Source organism: Rhodococcus sp. IEGM 1241, from assembly GCF_033142365.1.
Classification (GTDB): domain Bacteria; phylum Actinomycetota; class Actinomycetes; order Mycobacteriales; family Mycobacteriaceae; genus Rhodococcus_F; species Rhodococcus_F erythropolis.
In genome coordinates this window covers 415,861-436,672 of record NZ_JAWLSE010000004.1, presented here as the reverse complement: position 1 = coordinate 436,672, position 20,812 = coordinate 415,861, and the positions used below count along the sequence as shown (strand labels likewise).

Sequence of the window (20,812 nt, the reverse complement as noted above, 5' to 3'; positions counted from 1 at the left end):
CGTCGTTCATGCTCATCGAACGACGAACACCCTCGCAAGTTTAGGGTAGGCTACCCAGGAACGTGAAGGTGCGCTCCCGCCCTGGTCAGACCTGTTCCCACGGACCGAATTCGAGCAAAACGTCGATTGCCGTCTTACCGTCCCGCGGCCGGACGACATGTTCGAGGGCGTAGACCCTCGATCCCTCCGCGGCGCGAGCGAGATCGGAAATACCGGGCAGAATGGTCGGTTCGGGTGGGCCGCCCACACCACGGTGGAAGTTCTCGATCGAATGCCCCAAATAGAGGACGCGCCCGCCTGGCGTCAGCCACTCCCCGACGCGTTTGAGCGTGTCGGCCAGCTCGTCGACCTCGAGGTGAAGAAAGCTGACCAACACCAGGTCAACTACCCCTTCCGGTTGCCACGTGGTCGCGTCGCCGATCTGCCAGTCGACAGCCTTGTCCAAGTCACTCGCCCGTGCCAGATCGATCGCCACCGACGAGTAGTCGACGGCAGTCACCGACCACCCTTGCCCAGCCATCCACCGCGCGTGACGGCCGTCGCCGCAGGCCAGATCGATCGCAGTGCCCGGCTTCAGGTCGGCAATTCGTGTTGCGACGGTTCCCGCCGGGTCGATTCCCCACGGCTCCGTCACCGCCCGGTATCGCTCATCCCAGTCGTGTGCGTCCATGATCACTGCTCCTCGTGGTTCGTTTCACCGCGGTTCGTTTCACTGTCTCCGATCAGACGGTGCAACGAGCAGCATAGAGAACCCTCAAACGTGACAGACACATACCCCTGGGGGTATACAGGTGACGGTCAGGAATACCCCCACCCGTATCAGGAGCGAAGATGTCAGCGACCAGAACAGTCACCGCGGACCCACCCGCCCAATCCGACGGCATACTCGCGCGCCTCGGTCGATCGATGGCGGCGCACACCCGCCTCGTCATCGGCGTCTGGTTGATCGCGTTGGTCGCACTCGGCGCCGCAGCACCCAGCGTCTTCACCTCCCTCGCCGGCGCAGGTTGGCAGGCAAACGGATCCGAATCAGTGCAGGTTCGCGAGTTGGCCGAGCAGCATTTCGGTGGAAACTCCTCCGCTGCAGTGCAGGTGGTCGTTCACTCGGATTCTCTACCCATCACCGATCCGTCGATGCAGCAAACGCTGGCGGCGGCAACGGAAATCTTCTCCGCGGACCCTCGTTTCGGCGAAGTGGTCGCCCCGCAGGCCGGCATGACCATCAGCCCGGACGGACATACCGGCATCATGATCGCGGGCGCCAACGCAAGTACCGACGAGATGGTCAGTGCGGTAGACGAACTCGGCAAGGAACTCACTGCATTGTCCACGGACACCATCGAGGTGTACCCCACCGGCGCGTCGGCTTTGTGGAGCGATTTCAACAAGGCCAATCACGAAGCGATGATCAAGGCCGAAATGATGTCGTGGCCCGTCACTCTCGCGATCATGGTGTTGGCCTTCGGCTCCCTGGTTGCCGCAGGACTCCCACTGCTTCTGACACTCGCAGGTCTGGTCGCCTCGGCGGGCGGGCTTGTGATCCTCAACGAGATCACGCCGATTTCCGTGTGGGCCATGAACTTCGCGATGATGTTCGCTCTCGCACTCGGCATCGACTACGCACTCTTCCTCGTCGCCAGGTTCCGGGAAGCACTGCGAACCGATCCGGATCCGCGGGCCGCCGTGGCTCAAACGATGGACACCGCCGGCAAAGCTGTTGTCCTCTCCGGCCTCACAGTTCTGGTCAGTTTGTCTGCGGTGCTCATCGTTCCAGCCCCGGCCGTACGCACGATGGCTGTCGGAATCATGCTCGCTGTGATCTTCGTTCTCGCCGCAACACTCACCCTGCTACCTGCCGTGCTCGGCCGGATCGGCGCCAAGGTCAACGGCGGTTCACTACCGTATGCAAAGCGCCAGCAGCACCGCTCCCCGATGTTCGCAGCTTGGGCATCACTGCTGCACAAGCACCCGTGGCCTTTCGGCATCGGCGCATTGATCGTCCTTATCGCTCTCGTTGTTCCGGTGTTCGGCCTGAAGGTTGCAATGCCCTCCATCGCCGTGGTTCCCGAGGACGCCCCGGTTCGGCAGGGTTATGAATTGGTGCAGCAGCAGTTCGGTGACGGCGCTCCCGGAATGCTGCAGATCGTCACGTCCGCCGACGATGCAGCCGACACCTCGCGTCTTGCCATGAGCGTGGATGGCGTCGCAATGATCACCCCGACGCAACAAGCGGCCGACGGATCCGATCTGGTTATGCTGCAAGCAGTTCCCACCGTCGACCCGTCAGATCCTGCGATGGAAACCATCCTTGCCGACCTTCGGTCGCAACTGCCGGAATCGGCGCTCGTCGGCGGCGCTCCGGCTGAAAATCTCGACCTTCAGCAGGCGCTCGACGACTACCTTCCCTTCGTGGTGGTCGTGATTCTGACGCTCGGATTCCTGTTGCTGCTGATCGCCCTCCAGGCACCTTTGATTGCCTTGATCGGCACGCTGGTCAGCCTGCTGTCCACAGGGGCCGCATTCGGAATCGCGAAGTTGATTTTCCAGGACGGCCACGGAGCAGGCCTGCTCGGCTTCGATCCCCAGGGGTTTCTCAACGGGTGGGGTCCGGTCTTCTTCTTCGCCATGATCTTTGCCATCGCGATGGACTACACCGTGTTCCTGCTCTCGAGCGCCAAGGAGCACTACGAACGCACAGGTGACCCCGAGACCGCACACATCGACGGCCTCGCACATTCGGGTCGGGTCATTGCGGCGGCAGCAGCAGTGATGGTTGCGGTCTTCTTCACTTTTGCGCTCGCAGATCCCTTGCCACCCAAGGAAATGGGCATCATTCTCGGTGTAGCTGTCCTCCTGGACGCGGTGCTCGTCCGCTTGGTGCTGCTGCCCGTTCTCCTGCGCCTCAGCGGCCGGGCAGCCTGGTGGGCGCCGGCATGGTTACGACGCATCCTGCCGAACATCAGCTTCTCGCATGGCTGACCGTGTACCCGACATCACTGTCTTCTTGATACCCCCAGGGGTATGATGGAGACAAGAGAAATCGAAGCCAACGACATCGAAGCCAATGGCACCGAAGCCGACGACAAGGAGCGGGCAATGACAACACCCACAGAACCGATAGCGATCGCAACCAAGGTCACCGGAACTTTCGACGACGTCGTCACCCGAACTCGTGCTGCTCTCGCCGAGCAGGGCTTCGGCATCCTGACCGAGATCGACATGCAGGCAACACTCAAGGCGAAGCTGGACGAGGACATGGAAAAGTACCTGATCCTGGGTGCCTGCAACCCGCCGTTGGCCCATCGGGCAGTTTCGGTGGATCGTCAGATCGGCCTCCTGCTGCCGTGCAACGTTGTCGTCCGCGAAGATACGACTACCGAGAATTCGTTCTTCGTCGAAGCGATGAATCCCGCTCTCATGGTTCAGGTTTCCGGCGAACCAGGCCTGGAGTCCGTGGCGGCCGACGCCGCCGTCAAGTTGCGGGCAGCCGTCGACTCGTTGATCTGACACCGCAGCCGGATCAAACACTGAAACAAGCAGTGACATGCCCCCAGGGGTACCCTCGGTCGCAGCACGAACACTCGAGAAGGGGCCACCATGACCGGCGACGAAGAGAGCATTGCGCTCGTACTGAACAGACTGCGGCGTGCTCACGGCCAACTTGCCGGGGTCATCTCGATGATCGAGAACGGCCGCGACTGCAAGGACGTCGTGACGCAGCTCGCAGCCGTGTCGAAGGCGCTGGACCGAGCAGGGTTCAAGATCGTCGCTTCCGGGCTGCGTGAATGCCTGAGCGGTGACAGCGCGGAAGGTCAGGAACCGATGACCGAGACCGAACTCGAGAAGCTGTTCCTGGCACTGGCCTGAAATATGAGAAGGGCCTGACCTGCAGTCAGCAGGTCAGGCCCTTTCTCGCATGCGGAAAACTACTTCGCCAGGAAGTCGATCAGCACCTTGTTCACGGCCTCCGGACGCTCGAGGTACCCGTAGTGTCCGGCGTCGGGAATCTCTTCGAACGACGCCGTCGCGATGCAGTCCGCCACCTCGCGGGAGAGGTAGGGCGGGATCATGCGGTCGTCGGCGAAAGCGACGGACAGGCAGGGGCGCATGATCGACTTGTACGCGCCCCGTCGATCGAAGGCGCGGTCCATACCGAGCTGCGCGCGAACACCCGGTGACGTTGCGCCGCCGGTGAACTCGAAGATATCCATCCAGTCGCGCGCGGAGTGATCGTCTGCCAGCGTGGCCGGCGAAAGGTTCATCACCGCGGTCACTGCGGCACGGTATTTGGCCGGCAGAGCGACGCCACTGTCGAACAACTGGCGCTCACCCTCGGTCAGGACCTGCTGGAAATGATCCATCCGGGCGTGGCCGGCGAGGAACACTGCTTTGCGAACCAGATCGGGCCTGGCGAGCGTCAGTTCCTGCGCCACCCGGGCGCCCATCGAGGTTCCGATGACATGGGCGGGGCCGCCACCGAGGTGCTCGATCAGTCCGGCGGTGTCCGCAACCATGTCGGGCATCGTGATGCCGCCGAGGCTCTCGCCGGACGGTGCGATTCCGCGGTTGTCGAAGGTGCAGACTCGGTAGCCGGCGGCCACCAGCGCCGGGGTCTGGTGCAGATCCCAGACGCGGCCGGGGCTGCCGGTCCCCATGATGAGCACCACCAGATCTCCATCACCCTTGACCTGGTAATTGATGGGGATTCCGTTGATTGTGGCGACCGTCATGTCAGCCTTCCTCCTCGTACGTGTGATCAACAATTTTGGTTGGATAGCCTAAGCTGATGGGCGGTCGTGTGACCGCAACCCCAGCCCATGCTCGTCCAGGAGGACCCCCGTTGAGAGTCGCTACGCTCGGATACCAAACCTGGGGCCACCGTACCCTGCAGGCCTTGATCGACTCCGATCACGAGGTCGTGCTGGCAATCACACACCCGAAGAGTGAGCACGTCTACGAACAGATGTGGGCGGACTCGGTTGCAGATCTGGCGGCCGAGAACGGTGTACCCGTTCACGTGGCGAACAAGCCTGACGACGCCTTCAAAGCCGCGCTGGCCGAAGCAGCTCCCGACATCATCGTCGCCAACAACTGGCGTACCTGGCTGCCGGCGGAGGTCTTCGACGCACCTAAGTACGGCACCCTCAACATCCACGATTCGCTGCTACCCAAGTACACGGGATTCTCCCCGCTCATCTGGGCTCTGATCAACGGCGAAGAAGAAGTCGGCCTCACGGCACACCTGATGGACGAGGAACTCGATGCGGGCGACATCGTGCTGCAGCGTTCGACGACGGTCGGCCCGACCGACACCGTCACCGATCTGTTCCACCGCACGATCGACATGATCGGCCCCATCACACTCGACGCCCTGGATCTGATCGCGTCCGGGCGGACCGACTGGACGCCGCAGGACCGATCGCAGGCCACGTTCTTCCACAAGCGTGCACCACAGGACAGCCACGTCGACTGGTCCTGGCCGGCCGAGGTCATCGAGCGTTTCGTCCGGGCACAGTCCGATCCGTACCCCAACGCTTTCGCGGAGTTCAAGGGCCAGCGCATCCGCATCCTGAAGGCGTCCGTCTCACGCGGGCACTACGGAGGAACCCCCGGCCGAGTGTTCATTCAAGAAGATGACGGCATGGTGATCGTCGCGGGCCCCGACGCATGGTCGGGCAAGAACAAGGGACTGCGGATCGAGCGCGTCCGACTCGACGACGGCAGCGAGTACACCGCCGCCGAGTTCTTCCCCCACGGCGGCGGGTACCTCACCTGATCGTCTGATCAGACCCCCTCAGTACAAACCCCAGTACAAACCCCTCAGTCGCGACCTTCCCAGGCCGCCCACAGTTGTGCGTAACGCCCGCCCGCGGACACCAGTTCGCGGTGCGGGCCTTCTTCTACGATCTGTCCGTGTTCGAGCACGATCACTCGGTCGGCGCCCGCAGCCTGTGTAAGCCGGTGTGCGACAACCAGAGTGGTGCGGCCCTCCGTAGCGGCGTCGGCAGTCGCTTCCAGTTCCCGTGCTCCGGCGCTGCCCGCCTCCGCTGTTGCTTCGTCCAGTACCGCGACGGCCGGGTCGGCCAACACCAGTCGCGCCAAAGCCAACTGCTGCGCCTGTGCCGCCGTCATCTCGTGCCCGCCTTCGCCCACGACGGTCAGCATTCCCTCGTCGAGAGCCTCCACCCACTCGTACGCGCCGACCGTCCGCAGTGCCGCGGCTACGTCCTCGTCCGAGGATTCGGGAGCGGCCAATCTCAGATCCTCGATCAAGGGTCCGGCAAAGACATGGACCTCCTGACTCACGATCGCGATGTGGCGTCGTAGGTCGTCGAGGTCGGCAAGCGGGACACCACCGATCGACACCCGCCCCGACGTCGGGGTGATCGAACCGGCAGCGATCGCCGCGAGCGTCGTTTTTCCGGCTCCGGTCGAACCGACGAGCGCCACGCGCTCCCCCGCTCGCAGGGTGAGGCTCACTCCGTGGAGAACCTCATGGCCACCGTCGTAACTGTGCCGAATGTCGTCCAGACGCAGCGAACCGTCGGCCGGAACGGAACCTGCATCCGTCGAAGGCTCCGTTTCCTCGATCTCGACGACGCCGACCAGTCGCGCGAGGCTGGCGCCGGCCGACTGCACTTCGTCGAAGGTGTAAAGCAGCGAGCCGATCGGGTTGAACAGGCGATGGAACAGCAGAGCAGCAGTCGTCGTCTGGCCTACTGTCACGACGTCCTCACGGACCAGCAGGAATCCGACGACAAGAATCATGGACAAGCCCACGAATTCGGCGCGGTTACCGCGACCGGCGAACCTCGTGAACAGGCCGAACACGCCGACGGCCAGATCACGCGCTTTTGCCGACGCCGCATCTATCTGACCGAGGTGTTCCTTCTCGAGGCTGTACGCGCGGACCGTCTTGGCACCCTGGAGGCTGCTGATGAGCGCTTGTGAACGAGCGCCCATCGCTACCCGCTCGGCAGCGTAAATGGGAGCCGATCGTGGCAGGTACCACTTGAGCGCCAACGCGTACATCGGCAGCGCGACCATTCCGGCGAGGCCGAGGCGCCAGTCGAGTCCGAGCATGGTCACCATGCTCAGAGCCACGAGCAGAACTGCTGCGATCATGCCGGGAACCACGTCGGACACGGCCTTGGCGATCACCGACACGTCGTCGCCGACTCGTGAGAGCAGATCGCCCTTGCCGACCTTCTCGACGGTCTGGATCGGCAGGCGCAGTGCCCGGTCCACGGTTCGCTCGCGCAGGTCCGCCAGAATCGTCTCGCCGAGTCGCTTGATCAGATAGGCGGCCACACCGGTGAACACACCGCCCACGATTGCGGCGGCGGCGATGATCACGACCACCCCGACGATCGTCGACGTGGGCGCGTTGTCCCGGACCCGGTCGACCAGGACACCGAATACGTAAATCGGCACCAAGGCCATCGCCGACGCCGAAGCCGCGACGATCAGGACCAACAGGCTCTGCATCCGGTGTTCGGCCAGCGCTGCCCGCAACCACTTCCAGGTCTGTCGACCACCCGCGATCGGCAACAGCTCGCGCTCGGTCACCTTCTCCGCGTTCTCCCCGGCCGGCATATCGGTAGTCATGTCCGTGGCCGTCACCGCAGCACCGCTCCTCGGTAGTTCGCGTCGCCGCGAGAGAGTTCGGAATGTGTGCCGATCGAGGCAATCACTCCGTCGTTCAAGACGATCACTCGATCCGTCACAGCCAGCAAAGCGGGGCTGCTGGTGATCAATACCGTCGTGTGGATGCCACCGGCACCCTCGTGCCGCAGTTCTGCGATTCCTTCGGCGATAGACGCCTCGGTCACCGCGTCCACTGCCGTAGTCGGATCGTGCAGGACCATCACGGGTGCCTGTGCCACCAAGGCGCGCGCGAGGGCGACGCGTTGTCGCTGACCTCCCGACAAACTGGCGCCTCTATCGGTCACTTCGAGGTCGAGACCGTCCGGATGTGCGTCGACGACATCCGCCGCTGCCGACGCTGCCAGAGCGCTCTGGATGTCGAGAGCAGCGGCATCACCGGCGCCCGCAGTGACGTTCGAGGCGAGGGACCCGGAGAACAGATCGGTGATGTGCGGCTCCACCAACACCGTCCGACGCGCCAATCGCAAGTCCATGTCGGACAGGCTGATTCCGCCAACCCTCACCACTCCGCGATACGCGCCCTGAGCCAGCTGACCGGACAGGACCGCGACAAGAGCGTCGGCGTCCTGCGGCTGGTAAGCCACGACGCCCAGCAGTTCTCCCGCAGGCAGGTGCAAGTCGATGCCCTTGAGCGACTTGTACTCGACTCCGTCGAGGGTCAGGTCGGTGCCTTCGAGTTCGGTCTGCGAACCCGCGCCCCGCAGTGGCTCCGCGTCCAAGACCAATGCCAGTCGATCCGACGACGCCCGCGCCACCGCGAAGTATCCGGGAATGGACGCAAGCAATCCGAGCGGTTCGATGATGAACTGCGCAAGCCCCACCACGGTGATCAGTTCACCGACCGTGATCCGGCCCTGCAACGCGAAGTACCCGGCGAAGCCCGCAACACCGACCGCGAGCAACGCACTGACGGTCGCGGCAACGCCGGTGTAGATACCGGTCGCCTTGGCCGTGCCGATCGTCGACGCGAGCGCCTGACGGCTGACTGTGCGATAGCGAGCCGACGCGGTCTTCTCACCGCCGATACCGCGCAGTGGACGCAATCCGCTGACCAGATCCGTAGCCATCGCCGACGCCCGCGCGATCGACGCCTGCTGACCGGTGGCCCTCGACGTGATGAGCGGCGCCGCCAATTGCAGCAGACCGAGAATGACCGGCGTTCCGATCAGAACGGCCAATCCCAGCCAGAGGTCGATCCACACCAAAGCCGCGGCCGACGCGACCGCAGCCGTCAGGGCCGCAGCCGCGCGCGGGACGATGTCCGCGATCCACGAAGTCTGCTCGGCGTCCGATGTCGAAACAGTCAGCAGTTCACCTGAACGCAGATCGGTGCGCACCCCACGCGGATCGAGGACGCGGTGCGCCACCTCGAGCCGGAGGCGATGAGCCTCCTGCTGCATCGCGGTGACGATGAAGCGTGCACCGAAGCGCCACGCGGCCGTCAGAACGAGAAACAGAGCCGCGAGGCCGACGATGGAGACGATCAGGGCCGTGGTGTCTGAAGTCTCCACCGCACGGTCGATGATCACACCGATGGAGATCGGCACCGCCGTCTCGGTCAGTTGGTGCAGACAGACCAGAACCGTGCCGATAGCGAGCGGGCGACGGTTGCGGACGAGGACGCGTCGCAAAATCGCAGCACCACTGTGATTGCCACTATCGGGCTCGTCCGAGTCGACGGTCACACTCGAGGGGGTCGAACTCATGGAACTCCAAGCATCGATGGAAGCGATAAAGTTGAGTACAGAGATAAGTAAGTCGACCCTAATACATGAGCAACTAGCGTCGACACGCCCAGTTCTCATAGAGTCGCGAGTAAGAAACATTGCTTGCGCCGTGCAGGCAAGCACGAGAGGAACATGATGGCTGAGAACACGACCGTCGAAACCGAGATCGCGGACGAGGAAATCGAGACCGTCGCCGAGGAAACAGCGCGCATGGCGCAGCACGTTGTCGCTGCATACGCGGAGGATGCCGACGAGTGCAGGATGCTGCTCTCGATGCTCGGTATCTCTCCCGCCGCCAAGCTCGACTGAATCTTTCCCTCACCGACCGAGAAGGAACCACGTGCCTGTCAGTCCGGATTCGACCAGTTCAACCCTTTCTGACAGCGCACTTGCTTCTTCGACCGGTGACACCGTGTCCGGGCAGGCTGAGTTCGTCGTCGTAGCGAACCGCCTGCCCGTCGACTTGGAACGGCTTCCCGACGGCACCACCCGCTGGAAGCGGAGCCCCGGTGGACTGGTCACCGCTCTCGAGCCGATTCTGCGCAGCAATCAGGGCGCGTGGGTGGGCTGGGCGGGCGTGCCCGACGCCGATCTCGACCCCATCGTCGAAGACGGACTCGAGCTCTACCCCGTGCCGCTGAGCGCCGAGGAGATCAACGAGTACTACGAGGGGTTCTCCAACGCCACCCTCTGGCCGCTCTATCACGACGTCATCGTCAAACCCGAGTACCACCGCGAATGGTGGAACGCCTACGTCGAGGTGAATCGGCGGTTCGCCGAAGCCACTTCCAAGGCAGCGGCTCAGGGCGCAACCGTCTGGATCCAGGACTACCAGCTGCAGTTGGTACCGAAGATGCTGCGGATGCTGCGCCCCGACCTCACCATCGGATTCTTCCTGCACATTCCGTTTCCCCCGGTCGAGCTGTTCATGCAGATGCCGTGGCGCACCGAGATCGTCGAAGGCCTCCTCGGCGCCGACCTCATCGGCTTCCACCTTCCGGGTGGCGCACAGAACTTCCTCTATCTGGCCAGACGCCTTGCCGGACAGCAGACTTCACGCGGAACCGTCGGCGTCCGCTCCAAACTCGGTGTGGTGCAAGTAGGTTTCCGTAGCGTCCGCGTCGGTGCATTCCCCATCTCCATCGACTCCGGCAAGCTCGACGAGCTATCACGCACCAAGGCAATTCGAGACCGCGCCAAGCAGATTCGCAAAGAACTCGGAAACCCCAAGCACATCATGCTGGGCGTCGACCGCCTCGACTACACCAAGGGCATCGACGTCAGGCTCGCCGCACTCCACGAACTTCTCATGGAGAAGCGCATCGATCCCGCCGACACGGTCATGGTGCAGTTGGCGACCCCGAGCCGCGAACGTGTCGAAAGCTACGTACAGATGCGCGGAGACATCGAGCAGAAGGTCTCCCGGATCAACGGCGAGTTCAGCGAAGTCGGTCGCCCCGTCGTCCACTACATCCATCGGCCGATCCCCCGCGACGAACTGGTCGCGTTCTTCGTCGCTGCCGACCTCATGCTGGTCACGCCGCTGCGTGACGGTATGAACCTGGTCGCCAAGGAGTACGTCGCCTGCCGCAGTGATCTGGGCGGCGCATTGCTGCTCAGCGAATTCACCGGCGCTGCAGCAGAACTCCGCCAGGCTTTCCTGTGCAATCCCCACGACCTCGACGACGTCAAGGATTCGATGGAGAAGGCCCTCAATCAACCGCGAGAGGACGGCCGACGCCACATGCGTGCGCTACGTCGTCAGGTCCTGACCCACGACGTCGACCGCTGGGCACGCTCGTTCCTCGACGCGCTCGCGCACGGCGGTGCCGCAGGTCCGGCGCTGATCGCCCCGGCCGAAGCACAAGACCACTGAGGACAGTGCACAAAGGCTGGGGCCGCGGAGAGTGAATCTCCGCGGCCCCAGCCTGTTTCAGGTGATCGACCCCAGCCTGTTTCAGGTGATCGACCCCAGCCTGTTTCAGGTGATCGATCAGAAGGGTTGGACGTTGTTCACGAGCCAACGCCCGTCCTGCTTCTCCAGACTCATCTTGACGCGACTACCACTGGCGACGGCTTCGGGTGATTCCGAAGACGTAGTGATCTGATTGAGGAACAGCATCGTCGTCGCACTGTCTGCCTCGGCGTCGAGAACCGCGGCGCCCTGGACGACTACCTGAACGGTCAGCGACTTTTCCTTGGCTCCCGGAATGATCACCGATTCGATCAGGTTGGTGAACGTGCCCTGGAAATCGCCCGTCAAACCGTCTGTGGCCGCGTGCAACTGCTGGTCGACGTTGTTGTAGTCGTACTGGAACATCGCAACCGCCTGATCGGAAGAGGCCTGTGCCACTTCGTCTCTGGTCTGATCGATCGCCGCAATGTCACGCGTTCCACCCGGACCGAAGTAGAGATACGCCGACACTGCCGCCAACGCGATGGCCACTGCACTGATGACGCACAGAACGATGGCGAGCGGTGAGACGCGCTTGGGCTTGGACGTCTCGGGGATTACTTCTGGGGTCATGGCACAAACTCCACATTCGAGGCAAGCAACTGCCCGTCGACGTCGCACATGGTGATTCGGAGTCGGTAGTTGCGTTCAGCGGGCGCTTCGTCGCCGTTCTTCTGCATCGCACGCACCGCGACCAATGAAGTCCCGCAATCGCCGTCGGACTTCTCGAACCCGGCTTCGAGTACCTCGCCGTCGGTCTGAACTCCGGCCTGCCCGAGGACGTTGACAAACGAATCCTTGCGTCCGTCGAACTGCGACTTGAACTCGTCGGTGGTGCCGGCGAGGAACTTGTCGAGGTCGGCAGCCGCTGTATCCGCGTGCAGTGTCGTCAGATTCAGTGCGGTGGTCCGGGCACCGGCCACGTAGCGGGCTCGGTCCTCGTCGGCATTGGACGCCTTGTTCCGGTCGACGAGAAGAAACACCGTCAGGGCCGCAAGAGCAACAGCGATCACCGAAGCAACGGCGATCCCGACTACCAACCCGGCCTTGGGCTTCGAACGAACAGGGGTGTCCACAGCAGTTTCTGCGGGGGTTTCGGCGGTGCCGGCCTGCTCAGCCTTGGTCGCGACCTGATCACCGCTGACGACCTTCTCAGGTGGAGTATCGGGCTTGCCCAAAGCAACTGGCGCCGCCGCCTTCTGCTCAGCCACCTTCTGCTCAGTCGCCTTCTGCTCGGCTGGCTTCTGTTCGGCCGACTTCTTTTCGGTGGGCACTACTACCGCGGCAGCGTCTGCATCCGCACCCGTGGGTCCGGCGCTGCGGGACGCGCGACGGCGCACCCGCTGCCCGGCCTGTGGATCTTCGTCTGTCATCAACCCTGCTGACCCTTCATGAACTGTTCGAGACTGACGTCGCCGCCACCGAGGTTCGGTTGCGAGTACGTCCTTCCGTCCGGCCCGATGTACGTGCCTGTAATCGGATCGTACCGACGAGCCGAGACCGAAGGCGTCGACGTGTACGAGCTCGGGGTCGCGGTAATCGGTTCCGGAGGCCCGGATTGCGGGTTCGTGCCCATCGGTACGTAGCCGGAACGGCACTGTTCGACCGTCGGCGCACGACGTCCCGGATACTCCTCGCAGGGAAGGTTTCTCGCGCCGCGCACGGCGATCGGCGAATCCTGGGCAACCTGGCAGAAGAGATCCGACGGCGTCTCGATCGGTGATTCGTCCTTCGGACTGCGCCACTGCTCTGCGGGCAGGAATCCTGTAGTGCACGGCGGCGGGTCGTTGACCTCCATGTGGAAGTCCACCAGTGCACCATCCGCAGCCGGGCCGGAGCCTGCCACCGTGACCAGCGCTGCGGCCAGCGGCGGGTAGATGACCAGAATCTGCTCGATCGCGTTGTTGTAGATCACGCCGACCTGTCCGACGGACACGAGGTTCGCCAGAAGAATCGGCAATGTCGGCTGCATGTCTTGCAGAAGAGCATTCGCCTCCGCCGCTGCGGCCGGACCCTTCTGGATGACGGCACGCAGATCAGGGTCGCTGGCTCGGAGCTGGTCGGTGAACGTCACCAGATTGCTTGTCCAGGAACGGATGGCGTCGCTGCTGACCACCTGAGTGTCCAGGAGTGGACCGGCCTGCTCGATCAGCGTCTTGGTCGCGTCGGAGTTGTTGTTCGCCTCCTCGACGAACAGCCGAGCCGAGTCGATCAGCTTCTGCAGATCCGGGCCGGCACCGTTGAACGCCTTGAAGGATTCGTCGATGACGGTCTTGAGCTTGGTGTCGGAAATGCTCTGCAGCAACAGATCTGCCTGATCAAGCATCGCGCCGACATCCTGCGGAATGCTGGTTCGGTCTTCGGGAATCACCGATCCGTTTTCCAGATGCCCGTCGACCACGATCGCTCCGGAGCTGTCGGTGTGCGGAATCAGGTCGACGAACTGCTCGCCGATCGCCGACACACTCTTGACCGCAGCATCGACGTCCGACGGAACCTTGACGCCACTCTCGAGAGACAGTCGCGCATTCACACCCGTCTCCGAGAGCTCCACCGCGTTCACGACACCGATGGTCTGACCGCGGTAGGTGACGTTCGAGTTCTTGTACAGCCCACCGGTGGCGGGCAATTCGACAGTGACGTCGTAACGGCCGATACCGACCATCGCCGGAACACGCACGTACTGAGTGGCCATCACGATCAAACCGACGACCGTCAAGACGGCGAAGATGGTGAGCTGGATACGGACGAACTTTGTGAGCATCATGGTGCCGGTGCCCCCTGAGGAAGTCCTGGAATGTTGATCGGCGGAAGTCCCGGAATCTGAATGGTATTCGGATCCGCTGCCGGGGCCTGCGCAGCGGGAGCCTGTCCGGCGGGAGCTTGGGCCGGCGGTGCGGCAGGCTTGAGCGGATCGCTCAACGGGTTGCCTGTCTGTCCGGCGAGCCCGGCCTGCTTACCCAACACACCTTCCGGGCCGGAGAGTGTTCCGGCCAACGGAGTTCCGGTGAGGAAGTTCGCGTCGAGTCGGGGCAGCGAGATGTCGATGGTCATCGCCAGGTTGGCGTAGTCACCGCGGATGACGTTGTCGATTCCGTTCTGTGGGAACGGGAACGTCAAGAGGACTCCGAGAACTTGAGTGAGAGCGTTACCCGAATCCGCCAAGGCCTTCAGAGTCGGCGAAAGAGCCCGAACATTGGTCGCGAAATCGTCGCCGCTCTCCTGGATGACACGGCTCGCCACCTCGCTGAGACCACCGAGGGAGGTCAACGCGTTGGTGATGTCCTGACGCTGAGCGACAAGAACCTCGAGGGCCGGCGGAATACCTTCGAGCGCTTTGTTCAAGGTGTCGTGCTGTGCCTGGACGGTCGAGGACAGTCGATCGAGTCCTTCCATCGCCGAAACGATGTCGCCTCGTTGCTTGTCCAGACTTCCGACCAGCTGATCGAGCTGAGGCAGGAGGTCTCGAACGGAATCTTCACGCCCACCGAGAGCGGCGTTGAGTTCCTTCGTGATGTCCTGAACCTGAGCGAGACCGCCGCCGTTGAGAACAACCGACAGAGACGACAGCGTCTGTTCCGTCGTCGGGTAAGCGCCCGCCCGCTCGATGGGAATCAGGTCACCGGCTTCGAGTCGGCCCTCGGGCTCTTCTCCAACCGGCGGCGCCAACTCGATGTGCTGAGAGCCGAGCAAGCTTGTCTGGCCGATTTTTGCCGTCGCGTTGGCGGGCAACTGAACCTCGGGATTCAGCGACACCGTCACCAGAGCGTGCCAGCCCTGAACCTCGATGTTCGAAACGCTTCCCACTGCCACGTCATCCACCCGGACGGGCGAATTCTGCGACAGCGTAGTCACGTTCGGCATCTCGATCTGGACCTCGTATGCGCCTTCGCCCCGGCCCTGAGTTCCTGGCATCGGCACAGAGTTGAGACCGTTCCATTCACAACCGCTGGCGCCGAGTGCCACTGCCGTGGCCAACACAGCAACCGTGGTCTTGCGAGCTACCCGCATCAGTTCCCTCCGCCCATGTTGAAGAGTTCGGCGAGATCCTTGGGAACACTCGTCATGGGAGCACCTGACATCGGTCCTGCGACAGTTTCCGGCTGATTCTGACTTGCCGCTTCCAATCCCGGTTCGGTGTAGACGATCTGATCCGGGAAAGCCTGCACGCCCGCGACCGGGTTGAACAGGAATCCGGGGTAGTTGCCGATCATCGTGCTGAGCACCGGCCCGAGGTACTGCTTACACAGGTCGGCACTGTTCTGGGAGTTACCACTGTCGATGCCTTCGATGGAACCACAGATCCACTGGATCGGATTCTTGAAGTTACTCAGTGCAATTGCACCGGTCATGCTGCCCTGAGCCGGTTTGTAGATCTGATAGAAGTTGGCAAGCGACGTCGGTCCGGAGTGCAGAACCTGCTCGATCTCCGGGCGCTTGTCCGTCAGTACCTGGGTGGCATCGGCCAGACGCGCGACCGATTCGCTCAGTCCCTCGCTGTTGTCCTTGACGAACCGCTGAACGTCGCCCACCGCCAGGTCGAGATCGCTGAGGGCGGTGCCCAACTCGTCGGAGCTGCTTGCGAGAACGCTTGTCACCGAAGCGAGGTGACCGCTGAACTGCACGATCTGCTCGTTGCTCGAGGACAAGGCAGTGACAAACGCCTGCAGGTTCCGAATGGTGGAGAACAAATCGGTCCGGCCTTCGGACAGCGTGTGCATCGTGGCCGAGAGTTCGCGCAACGTCGACCGAATGGACTCACCGTTACCGTCGAGGTTCGTTCCCACGGTGTCGATGAATCGGCCGAGGGAACCCTGATCGTCCAGACCCTCCGGTCCGAGGGCGTCAGACAGTTTGGTCAGTTCGGTCTTGATCTCGTCCCACTCCACCGGAACGGCGGTGCGCTCGATCGGGATCTCGCCGCCATTGGGCATCTGTTCCCCGCCGGAGTACACGGGGGTCAATTGCACGAAGCGTGCGGACACGAGGCTTTGAGCAACGATGAGCGCCTTGGCATCTGCCGGAACGTCGACGCTCGAGTCGATCTTCATCTCGACGTACGTGTCCCGATCACGCGGTTCGATCTTCGTCACCTTGCCGACGTTGACACCGAGCACTCGCACGACGTCGCCCTCGTAGAGACCTGTCGTCGAGACGAAGTGCGCGGAGATCTTGGTCTTGCCCAGGCCAGGGATGAAGAGGTAGGCCGCACCCGCCACGAGCAGCGCGACCAGCACACCCGCTCCGATCAGCACCCACTTCTTGCGTGGGTTGGTGGAGCCCTGTGAATCCTGTGAAGTCATGGTCTCGGTCATTCTCCCGGCCCCCTGATCGTCGGTGGAATGCCGGGGAAGAAGTCTTCCAGGTCGCCCGGAACCTGCTCGGGCGCGACGCTGGTGTCCACCAAGGTCTTCCACCAGTTACTCGGCAGAATGTTGATGATGAAGGCATCGAAGAACGGGCCGCTGGCCACGGTCTCGCCGAGCGCGGTGATGTACGGTCCGAGGCCGTCGAGCGCCCCGGCGATGTTGTCCTTGTTCTGCTGAAGAACCTCGGCGACCGAATTCAGCTTCTCGAGGGTCGGCCCCATCTGAGCCTCGTTCTCCTGCACAAGCGCTGACAGTTGACGTGAGACTGCGCCGGTGTTGACGATCAGTTCGCTGATCGCGTCACGCCGCAAGCTGAGTTCGGCAAACAGCTTGTTGCCGTCAACCAGCAACGAATCGATCTGACCGCTTCTGTCGGAGAGGATCTTGGTGACATCTTCGGCCCGCGAGAGCAATTGGAGCAGGCTCTCGTCGCGTGAGTTGATGCTCTGCGAAAGCCGCGTCATTCCGTCCAACGCGGTGCGCAGTTCGGGCGGAGTATCGGCCAGCGTGTCCGAGATAGCGTTGAGCGAATCGTTGATCTGGTCCGTGTCGAGTTCGGACACCGTGGTACCGAGGTCGCCGAGCGCGTCGTTGAGCGAGTACGGGGAGTTGGTGCGCTCGATAGGAATCGGCGTGTCCGTGCGCAGCAGTCCGGATCCTTCCGGCCGCACCGCCAACGACTTTCGGCCGAGAACCGTGTTGGTCTTGATGTCAGCCGCGGTCTGCTCGCCCAGGGCGACGCCGTCCTGAACGGTGAAGGTGACCAGTACCTTCTGGTCGTCGAGTTCGACGTCGCTGACCTTGCCGACATTCACTCCGGCCATGGTCACATTGTCGCCGGCGACCAGGCCGCCGGCATCTTGGAAATACGCCGAGTAGCGAATGCCGCCGTTGATGAACTGGAGTTGATCGTATTGAAGCGTGGCACCCACGGTTGCCACCGCCAGGACGAGACCGATGACACCGATCTGTACCGGATTGCGTTCACGGGTAGGGGTCATGAGACTTTTGCGCACCTTCCCGTGTCCTGGACTGCCGTGGGCAAGATGATCGTCGTTCCGTCAGGTCCGGAGAACTTGAAAGTGTTGGCGCACAGATAGAACTGGAAGAACGCTCCGTACGTGCCCACTCGGATCAGCTTCCGGTAGTCGGACGGCAGACGACCGAGAGCGGTATTGATGTCGTCCTTGCCCAGGTCCAGCTGCGTCATCGTTCGGTTGGTCTCCCCGATCAGGGTCTGGATGTCCGGACGTGTCGCCTGCAGCAGCGATGCGAGATCTCCGGTCGCGCCGGCGATCTCGGTGATCGAATTACCGATCGGGCCACTGTCCTTCGCCAATCCACTGACCAACTGCTGGAGCTGATCGATCGTGGTGGAGAACTGATCACCCTTGTCGTTGATCGTGCCGAGTACGTCGTTGAGGTTGGTGATGACGTCCCCGATCAGCTGATCTCGGTCCGCCAACGTGCTGGTGAACGAACTGGTGTTTCCCAGAAGCGAAACCAATGTTCCACCCTGGCCTTGGAGTACTTGGAGCAGGGCCCCGGAGAGGTCGTTGACCTGCTGGGGGTCGAGAGAGCGAAGCAGCGGCTTGAATCCGCCGAGCAGCAGATCCAGATCGAGCGCGGGCGACGTCTGGTCGACTGGAATCGATCCACCTGACGAAAGCGTCTCGGTGGAACCAGCGCCCTCGAGCAGTTCCATGTAGCGGTCGCCCACCAGGTTCTCGTAGCGCACAGTCGCTTTGGTGCTCTTCATCAGTGAGTACTTGGTATCGACGTCGAACTCGACCTCGGCCTGGTTGGAGTCACCGATGGACACTCCGGTGACCGACCCGACCGGAACACCGGCGATACGTACCTTGTCGCCGGACTTGAGTCCCGAGACGTCCGAGAACGTGGCGTGAAATCCGTTGCTGCTGCTGAAGCGCACCTGACTGAAGACGATCGCCAGTCCGGCGAAGATGACCGCCATGACGACGGTGAAAATCAGCAGCTTGACCGTGGTCGGTCTCATCACTTCCCGTCTTCCTGCTCGTAGGAGTCACCGAAGAGATACTGGAAAATGGTCGGCACGGTGACGCGCAGTTCGGTGTTGGGAACGAAAGGCACGTTGCCGGTGTTGGTGACTGCGAACGGGGCATGCCCGTCGACCTTCGGATCGAATTCGGGCAGACCATAACAATTGGGTCCACCGGAGGCCGCGACCTTGGGGAGAGATTGCGGGTTCTGGTACGCCTCGGCGCCGTACATGAAGCTCGCACTCAGCATCAGTGCCGCCTTGTCCCCGGTGCCTGCCAGTGGCTCGAACTTGATCCGGCCGTCGTTCAACCCGACGATGAAGCACGTCAGACCCGACGAGTACTTGTCGAGCAGGGTCGTCGTCGCGGTCAGAGTGTCGAGGGCGGTGGTCAGGTTCTGCTCGTTGTCGGTCAACAACGCGTTGCCGGTGTCCGCGAGGCCGGTGACGTTCAGCAACAGCAGGTCGAGGTTTGCCTGCTCCGCCACGATCGATCCGCTTGCCGCGGTGGCGTTGTCGAGGATGCGCATCAGATCCGGTGCCACGTCGGCGTACAGGTTGGTGACATCGGCGGCGCCGACCAAGTCTTCCTGGAGCTGCGGCAGAACCGGATTCATCTTCTTCAGATAGGTGTCACCGAGCTCGAGAACCTCACCCAGCGACTCGCCGCGCCCGTTGAGTGCAGTGGAGATCGCGCCGAGTGTGGCGTTGAGCTTTTCCGGTTCGATCTTCGCGAGTACGTCCGAAAGATGTTCGAAGACACTGTTGAACTCGACGGTGACGCTGTCCGAGGCGATGACAGCACCCTCCTGGATCGGCTGGGTCGACGGATCGTCGGGAATCACGATGTTGACGTACTTCGCACCGAACACCGTGGTGGTCTTGATTTCCACCCGGGCGTTCGACGGAATCTTCGACATCTGGCCCGGATCCATCGCCAACTTCAGGTTTGCCTGGTCGCCGACGAGGGAGATCGATTCGACGCGGCCGACCTGCACTCCGCGAAGCTTCACCTTGGCATTCGGTTCCATGACCAGGCCTGCACGCGTGGACGTCACGGTGATGGGCGTGCTCTTGGTGAACCCACCCGAGAACATGGTGAGAGCAACGGCGACGATCGCCACGAGTCCGAGGACCAGGCCGGCTGCGGCCAACTTCTTGTGCCATCTGGGTACGGTCATCGCTTGCCCGCCTATCCCGACAGGTTGAAGTTGCCGGACCCGCCGTAGATGGCGAGTGAGATGAGCAGGGTGACCGTGACGACCGCGATCAACGAGGCGCGCACTGCGTTACCCACCGCGACACCGACGCCGACCGGGCCACCGGTTGCGTTGAAGCCGTAGTAGGTGTGGATGAGCATGACGGCCAGCGCCATGACTATCGCCTGGGCGAACGACCACAGTATGTCCGTGGGTATCAGGAAGGTCGTGAAGTAGTGGTCGTACACGCCGCCGGACTGGTTGTAGAGGAACACCGTCGCAAAGCGGCTGGCGACGAACGACGCGATCACCGCCAGGGAGTACAGCGGGATGATCGCGATCATGCCGGCCATGACGCGGGTGCTGACCAGATACGGAATCGACGGGATCGCCATCGTCTCCAGGGCGTCGATCTCTTCGGAGACGCGCATCGCACCGAGCTGCGCGGTGGAGCCGGCGCCGATGGTCGCGGCGAGGCCGATTCCGGCGATGACCGGCGCTGCGATGCGAACGTTGATGAAGGCGGCGAAGAAGCCCGTCAGTGCTTCGACACCGATGTTGCCCAGCGAGCTGTAGCCCTGAACGGCGATGGTGCCACCGGTGAACAGCGTCAGGAATCCGACGATCACGACGGTGCCACCGATGACGGCGAGAGCACCGGTGCCCATGCTGATCTCGGCGATCAGTCGCAGAGTTTCACGCGGATAACGCATCAGCGCCTTGGGAGCGTGACCGAGAGCCTTCGCGAAGAACAGCGCTTGATCACCGATGCTGTCGATACTGCGAGAGATCGAGCCGATCTGTCGACGTGTGCGCGGGAAGCGTCCCGCTGCGGCCAACGCCATCAGATCTCCTCCCGTCCGTCGTTCGTCGTT

Annotated in this window: 19 protein-coding genes; 6 read left to right on the top strand and 13 right to left on the bottom strand. The window is 62.7% G+C overall.

Annotated features, from left to right (window positions below; translation table 11 throughout):
* Positions 1–85: 85 nt before the first annotated feature.
* A complete protein-coding gene (locus tag R4P70_RS20440; protein ID WP_317831407.1) occupies positions 86–670 on the bottom strand; it encodes a class I SAM-dependent methyltransferase in 585 nt (194 codons plus the stop codon).
* Positions 671–831: 161 nt separating this feature from the next.
* On the opposite strand from R4P70_RS20440, the gene R4P70_RS20435 reads away from it, so the two are divergent.
* From R4P70_RS20435 to R4P70_RS20425, 3 genes are all read left to right on the top strand, one after another.
* Positions 832–2,979 (top strand): MMPL family transporter, encoded by a 2,148-nt coding sequence (locus R4P70_RS20435; RefSeq protein ID WP_317831405.1) that lies wholly within the window; start codon positions 832–834, stop codon positions 2,977–2,979.
* 117 nt (positions 2,980–3,096) lie between these two features.
* Positions 3,097–3,507 (top strand): DUF302 domain-containing protein, encoded by a 411-nt coding sequence (locus tag R4P70_RS20430; RefSeq protein ID WP_020968512.1) that lies wholly within the window; start codon positions 3,097–3,099, stop codon positions 3,505–3,507.
* Between the two features lie 90 nt (positions 3,508–3,597).
* Positions 3,598–3,867 (top strand): metal-sensitive transcriptional regulator, encoded by a 270-nt coding sequence (locus R4P70_RS20425; protein WP_317831403.1) that lies wholly within the window; start codon positions 3,598–3,600, stop codon positions 3,865–3,867.
* 59 nt (positions 3,868–3,926) lie between these two features.
* Here R4P70_RS20425 and R4P70_RS20420 read toward each other — a convergent pair whose 3' ends face one another.
* Entirely contained in the window at positions 3,927–4,730 is an 804-nt protein-coding gene (locus tag R4P70_RS20420) for an alpha/beta fold hydrolase (protein ID WP_020906324.1), read from the bottom strand.
* Between the two features lie 110 nt (positions 4,731–4,840).
* On the opposite strand from R4P70_RS20420, the gene R4P70_RS20415 reads away from it, so the two are divergent.
* Positions 4,841–5,776, top strand: a complete 936-nt coding sequence (locus tag R4P70_RS20415) for a methionyl-tRNA formyltransferase (RefSeq protein WP_007734348.1) — start codon at positions 4,841–4,843, stop codon at positions 5,774–5,776.
* Between the two features lie 44 nt (positions 5,777–5,820).
* Here R4P70_RS20415 and R4P70_RS20410 read toward each other — a convergent pair whose 3' ends face one another.
* Together R4P70_RS20410 and R4P70_RS20405 are read right to left on the bottom strand one after the other, a co-directional pair.
* Positions 5,821–7,608, bottom strand: coding sequence for an ABC transporter ATP-binding protein (locus R4P70_RS20410; protein ID WP_372507593.1), 1,788 nt, complete (start codon positions 7,606–7,608; stop codon positions 5,821–5,823).
* A gap of 11 nt (positions 7,609–7,619) precedes the next feature.
* Entirely contained in the window at positions 7,620–9,374 is a 1,755-nt protein-coding gene (locus tag R4P70_RS20405; protein WP_080712656.1) for an ABC transporter ATP-binding protein, read from the bottom strand.
* A 156-nt stretch (positions 9,375–9,530) separates the two neighbouring features.
* Between R4P70_RS20405 and R4P70_RS20400 the strand changes: the two genes are divergently transcribed.
* Positions 9,531–9,704, top strand: a complete 174-nt coding sequence (locus tag R4P70_RS20400; protein ID WP_020968508.1) for a hypothetical protein — start codon at positions 9,531–9,533, stop codon at positions 9,702–9,704.
* Between the two features lie 103 nt (positions 9,705–9,807).
* Complete coding sequence (locus R4P70_RS20395; RefSeq protein ID WP_020906320.1) at positions 9,808–11,271, top strand: trehalose-6-phosphate synthase; 1,464 nt, start codon at positions 9,808–9,810, stop codon at positions 11,269–11,271.
* A 117-nt stretch (positions 11,272–11,388) separates the two neighbouring features.
* Here the strand turns inward: R4P70_RS20395 and R4P70_RS20390 are convergent, their stop codons facing one another.
* The 9 genes from R4P70_RS20390 to R4P70_RS20350 are packed head-to-tail and all read right to left on the bottom strand — an operon-like array spanning position 11,389 to position 20,782.
* On the bottom strand, positions 11,389–11,922 hold the full coding sequence (locus tag R4P70_RS20390; RefSeq protein WP_019747004.1) for a twin-arginine translocation pathway signal: 534 nt from the start codon (positions 11,920–11,922) through the stop codon (positions 11,389–11,391).
* Complete coding sequence (locus R4P70_RS20385; protein ID WP_092764633.1) at positions 11,919–12,722, bottom strand: hypothetical protein; 804 nt, start codon at positions 12,720–12,722, stop codon at positions 11,919–11,921. Before R4P70_RS20385 ends, R4P70_RS20390 begins: the two co-directional genes overlap by 4 nt.
* Positions 12,722–14,116, bottom strand: coding sequence for an MCE family protein (locus R4P70_RS20380; protein WP_019747002.1), 1,395 nt, complete (start codon positions 14,114–14,116; stop codon positions 12,722–12,724). Before R4P70_RS20380 ends, R4P70_RS20385 begins: the two co-directional genes overlap by 1 nt.
* Positions 14,113–15,360, bottom strand: a complete 1,248-nt coding sequence (locus R4P70_RS20375) for an MCE family protein (RefSeq protein WP_020968506.1) — start codon at positions 15,358–15,360, stop codon at positions 14,113–14,115. The genes R4P70_RS20380 and R4P70_RS20375 overlap by 4 nt, the downstream gene beginning before the upstream one ends.
* Entirely contained in the window at positions 15,360–16,664 is a 1,305-nt protein-coding gene (locus R4P70_RS20370; protein ID WP_019747000.1) for an MCE family protein, read from the bottom strand. The genes R4P70_RS20375 and R4P70_RS20370 overlap by 1 nt, the downstream gene beginning before the upstream one ends.
* Positions 16,661–17,719, bottom strand: coding sequence for an MCE family protein (locus R4P70_RS20365; RefSeq protein ID WP_021332433.1), 1,059 nt, complete (start codon positions 17,717–17,719; stop codon positions 16,661–16,663). Before R4P70_RS20365 ends, R4P70_RS20370 begins: the two co-directional genes overlap by 4 nt.
* The gene (locus R4P70_RS20360) at positions 17,716–18,735 is read right to left on the bottom strand and encodes an MCE family protein (protein WP_019746999.1); all 1,020 of its coding nucleotides are present in this window, start codon (positions 18,733–18,735) and stop codon (positions 17,716–17,718) included. The genes R4P70_RS20365 and R4P70_RS20360 overlap by 4 nt, the downstream gene beginning before the upstream one ends.
* Positions 18,735–19,919, bottom strand: a complete 1,185-nt coding sequence (locus tag R4P70_RS20355; RefSeq protein ID WP_317831393.1) for an MCE family protein — start codon at positions 19,917–19,919, stop codon at positions 18,735–18,737. The genes R4P70_RS20360 and R4P70_RS20355 overlap by 1 nt, the downstream gene beginning before the upstream one ends.
* Positions 19,920–19,930: 11 nt before the next feature.
* Positions 19,931–20,782 (bottom strand): MlaE family ABC transporter permease, encoded by an 852-nt coding sequence (locus R4P70_RS20350; RefSeq protein WP_003945759.1) that lies wholly within the window; start codon positions 20,780–20,782, stop codon positions 19,931–19,933.
* Between the last annotated feature and the right edge of the window lie 30 nt (positions 20,783–20,812).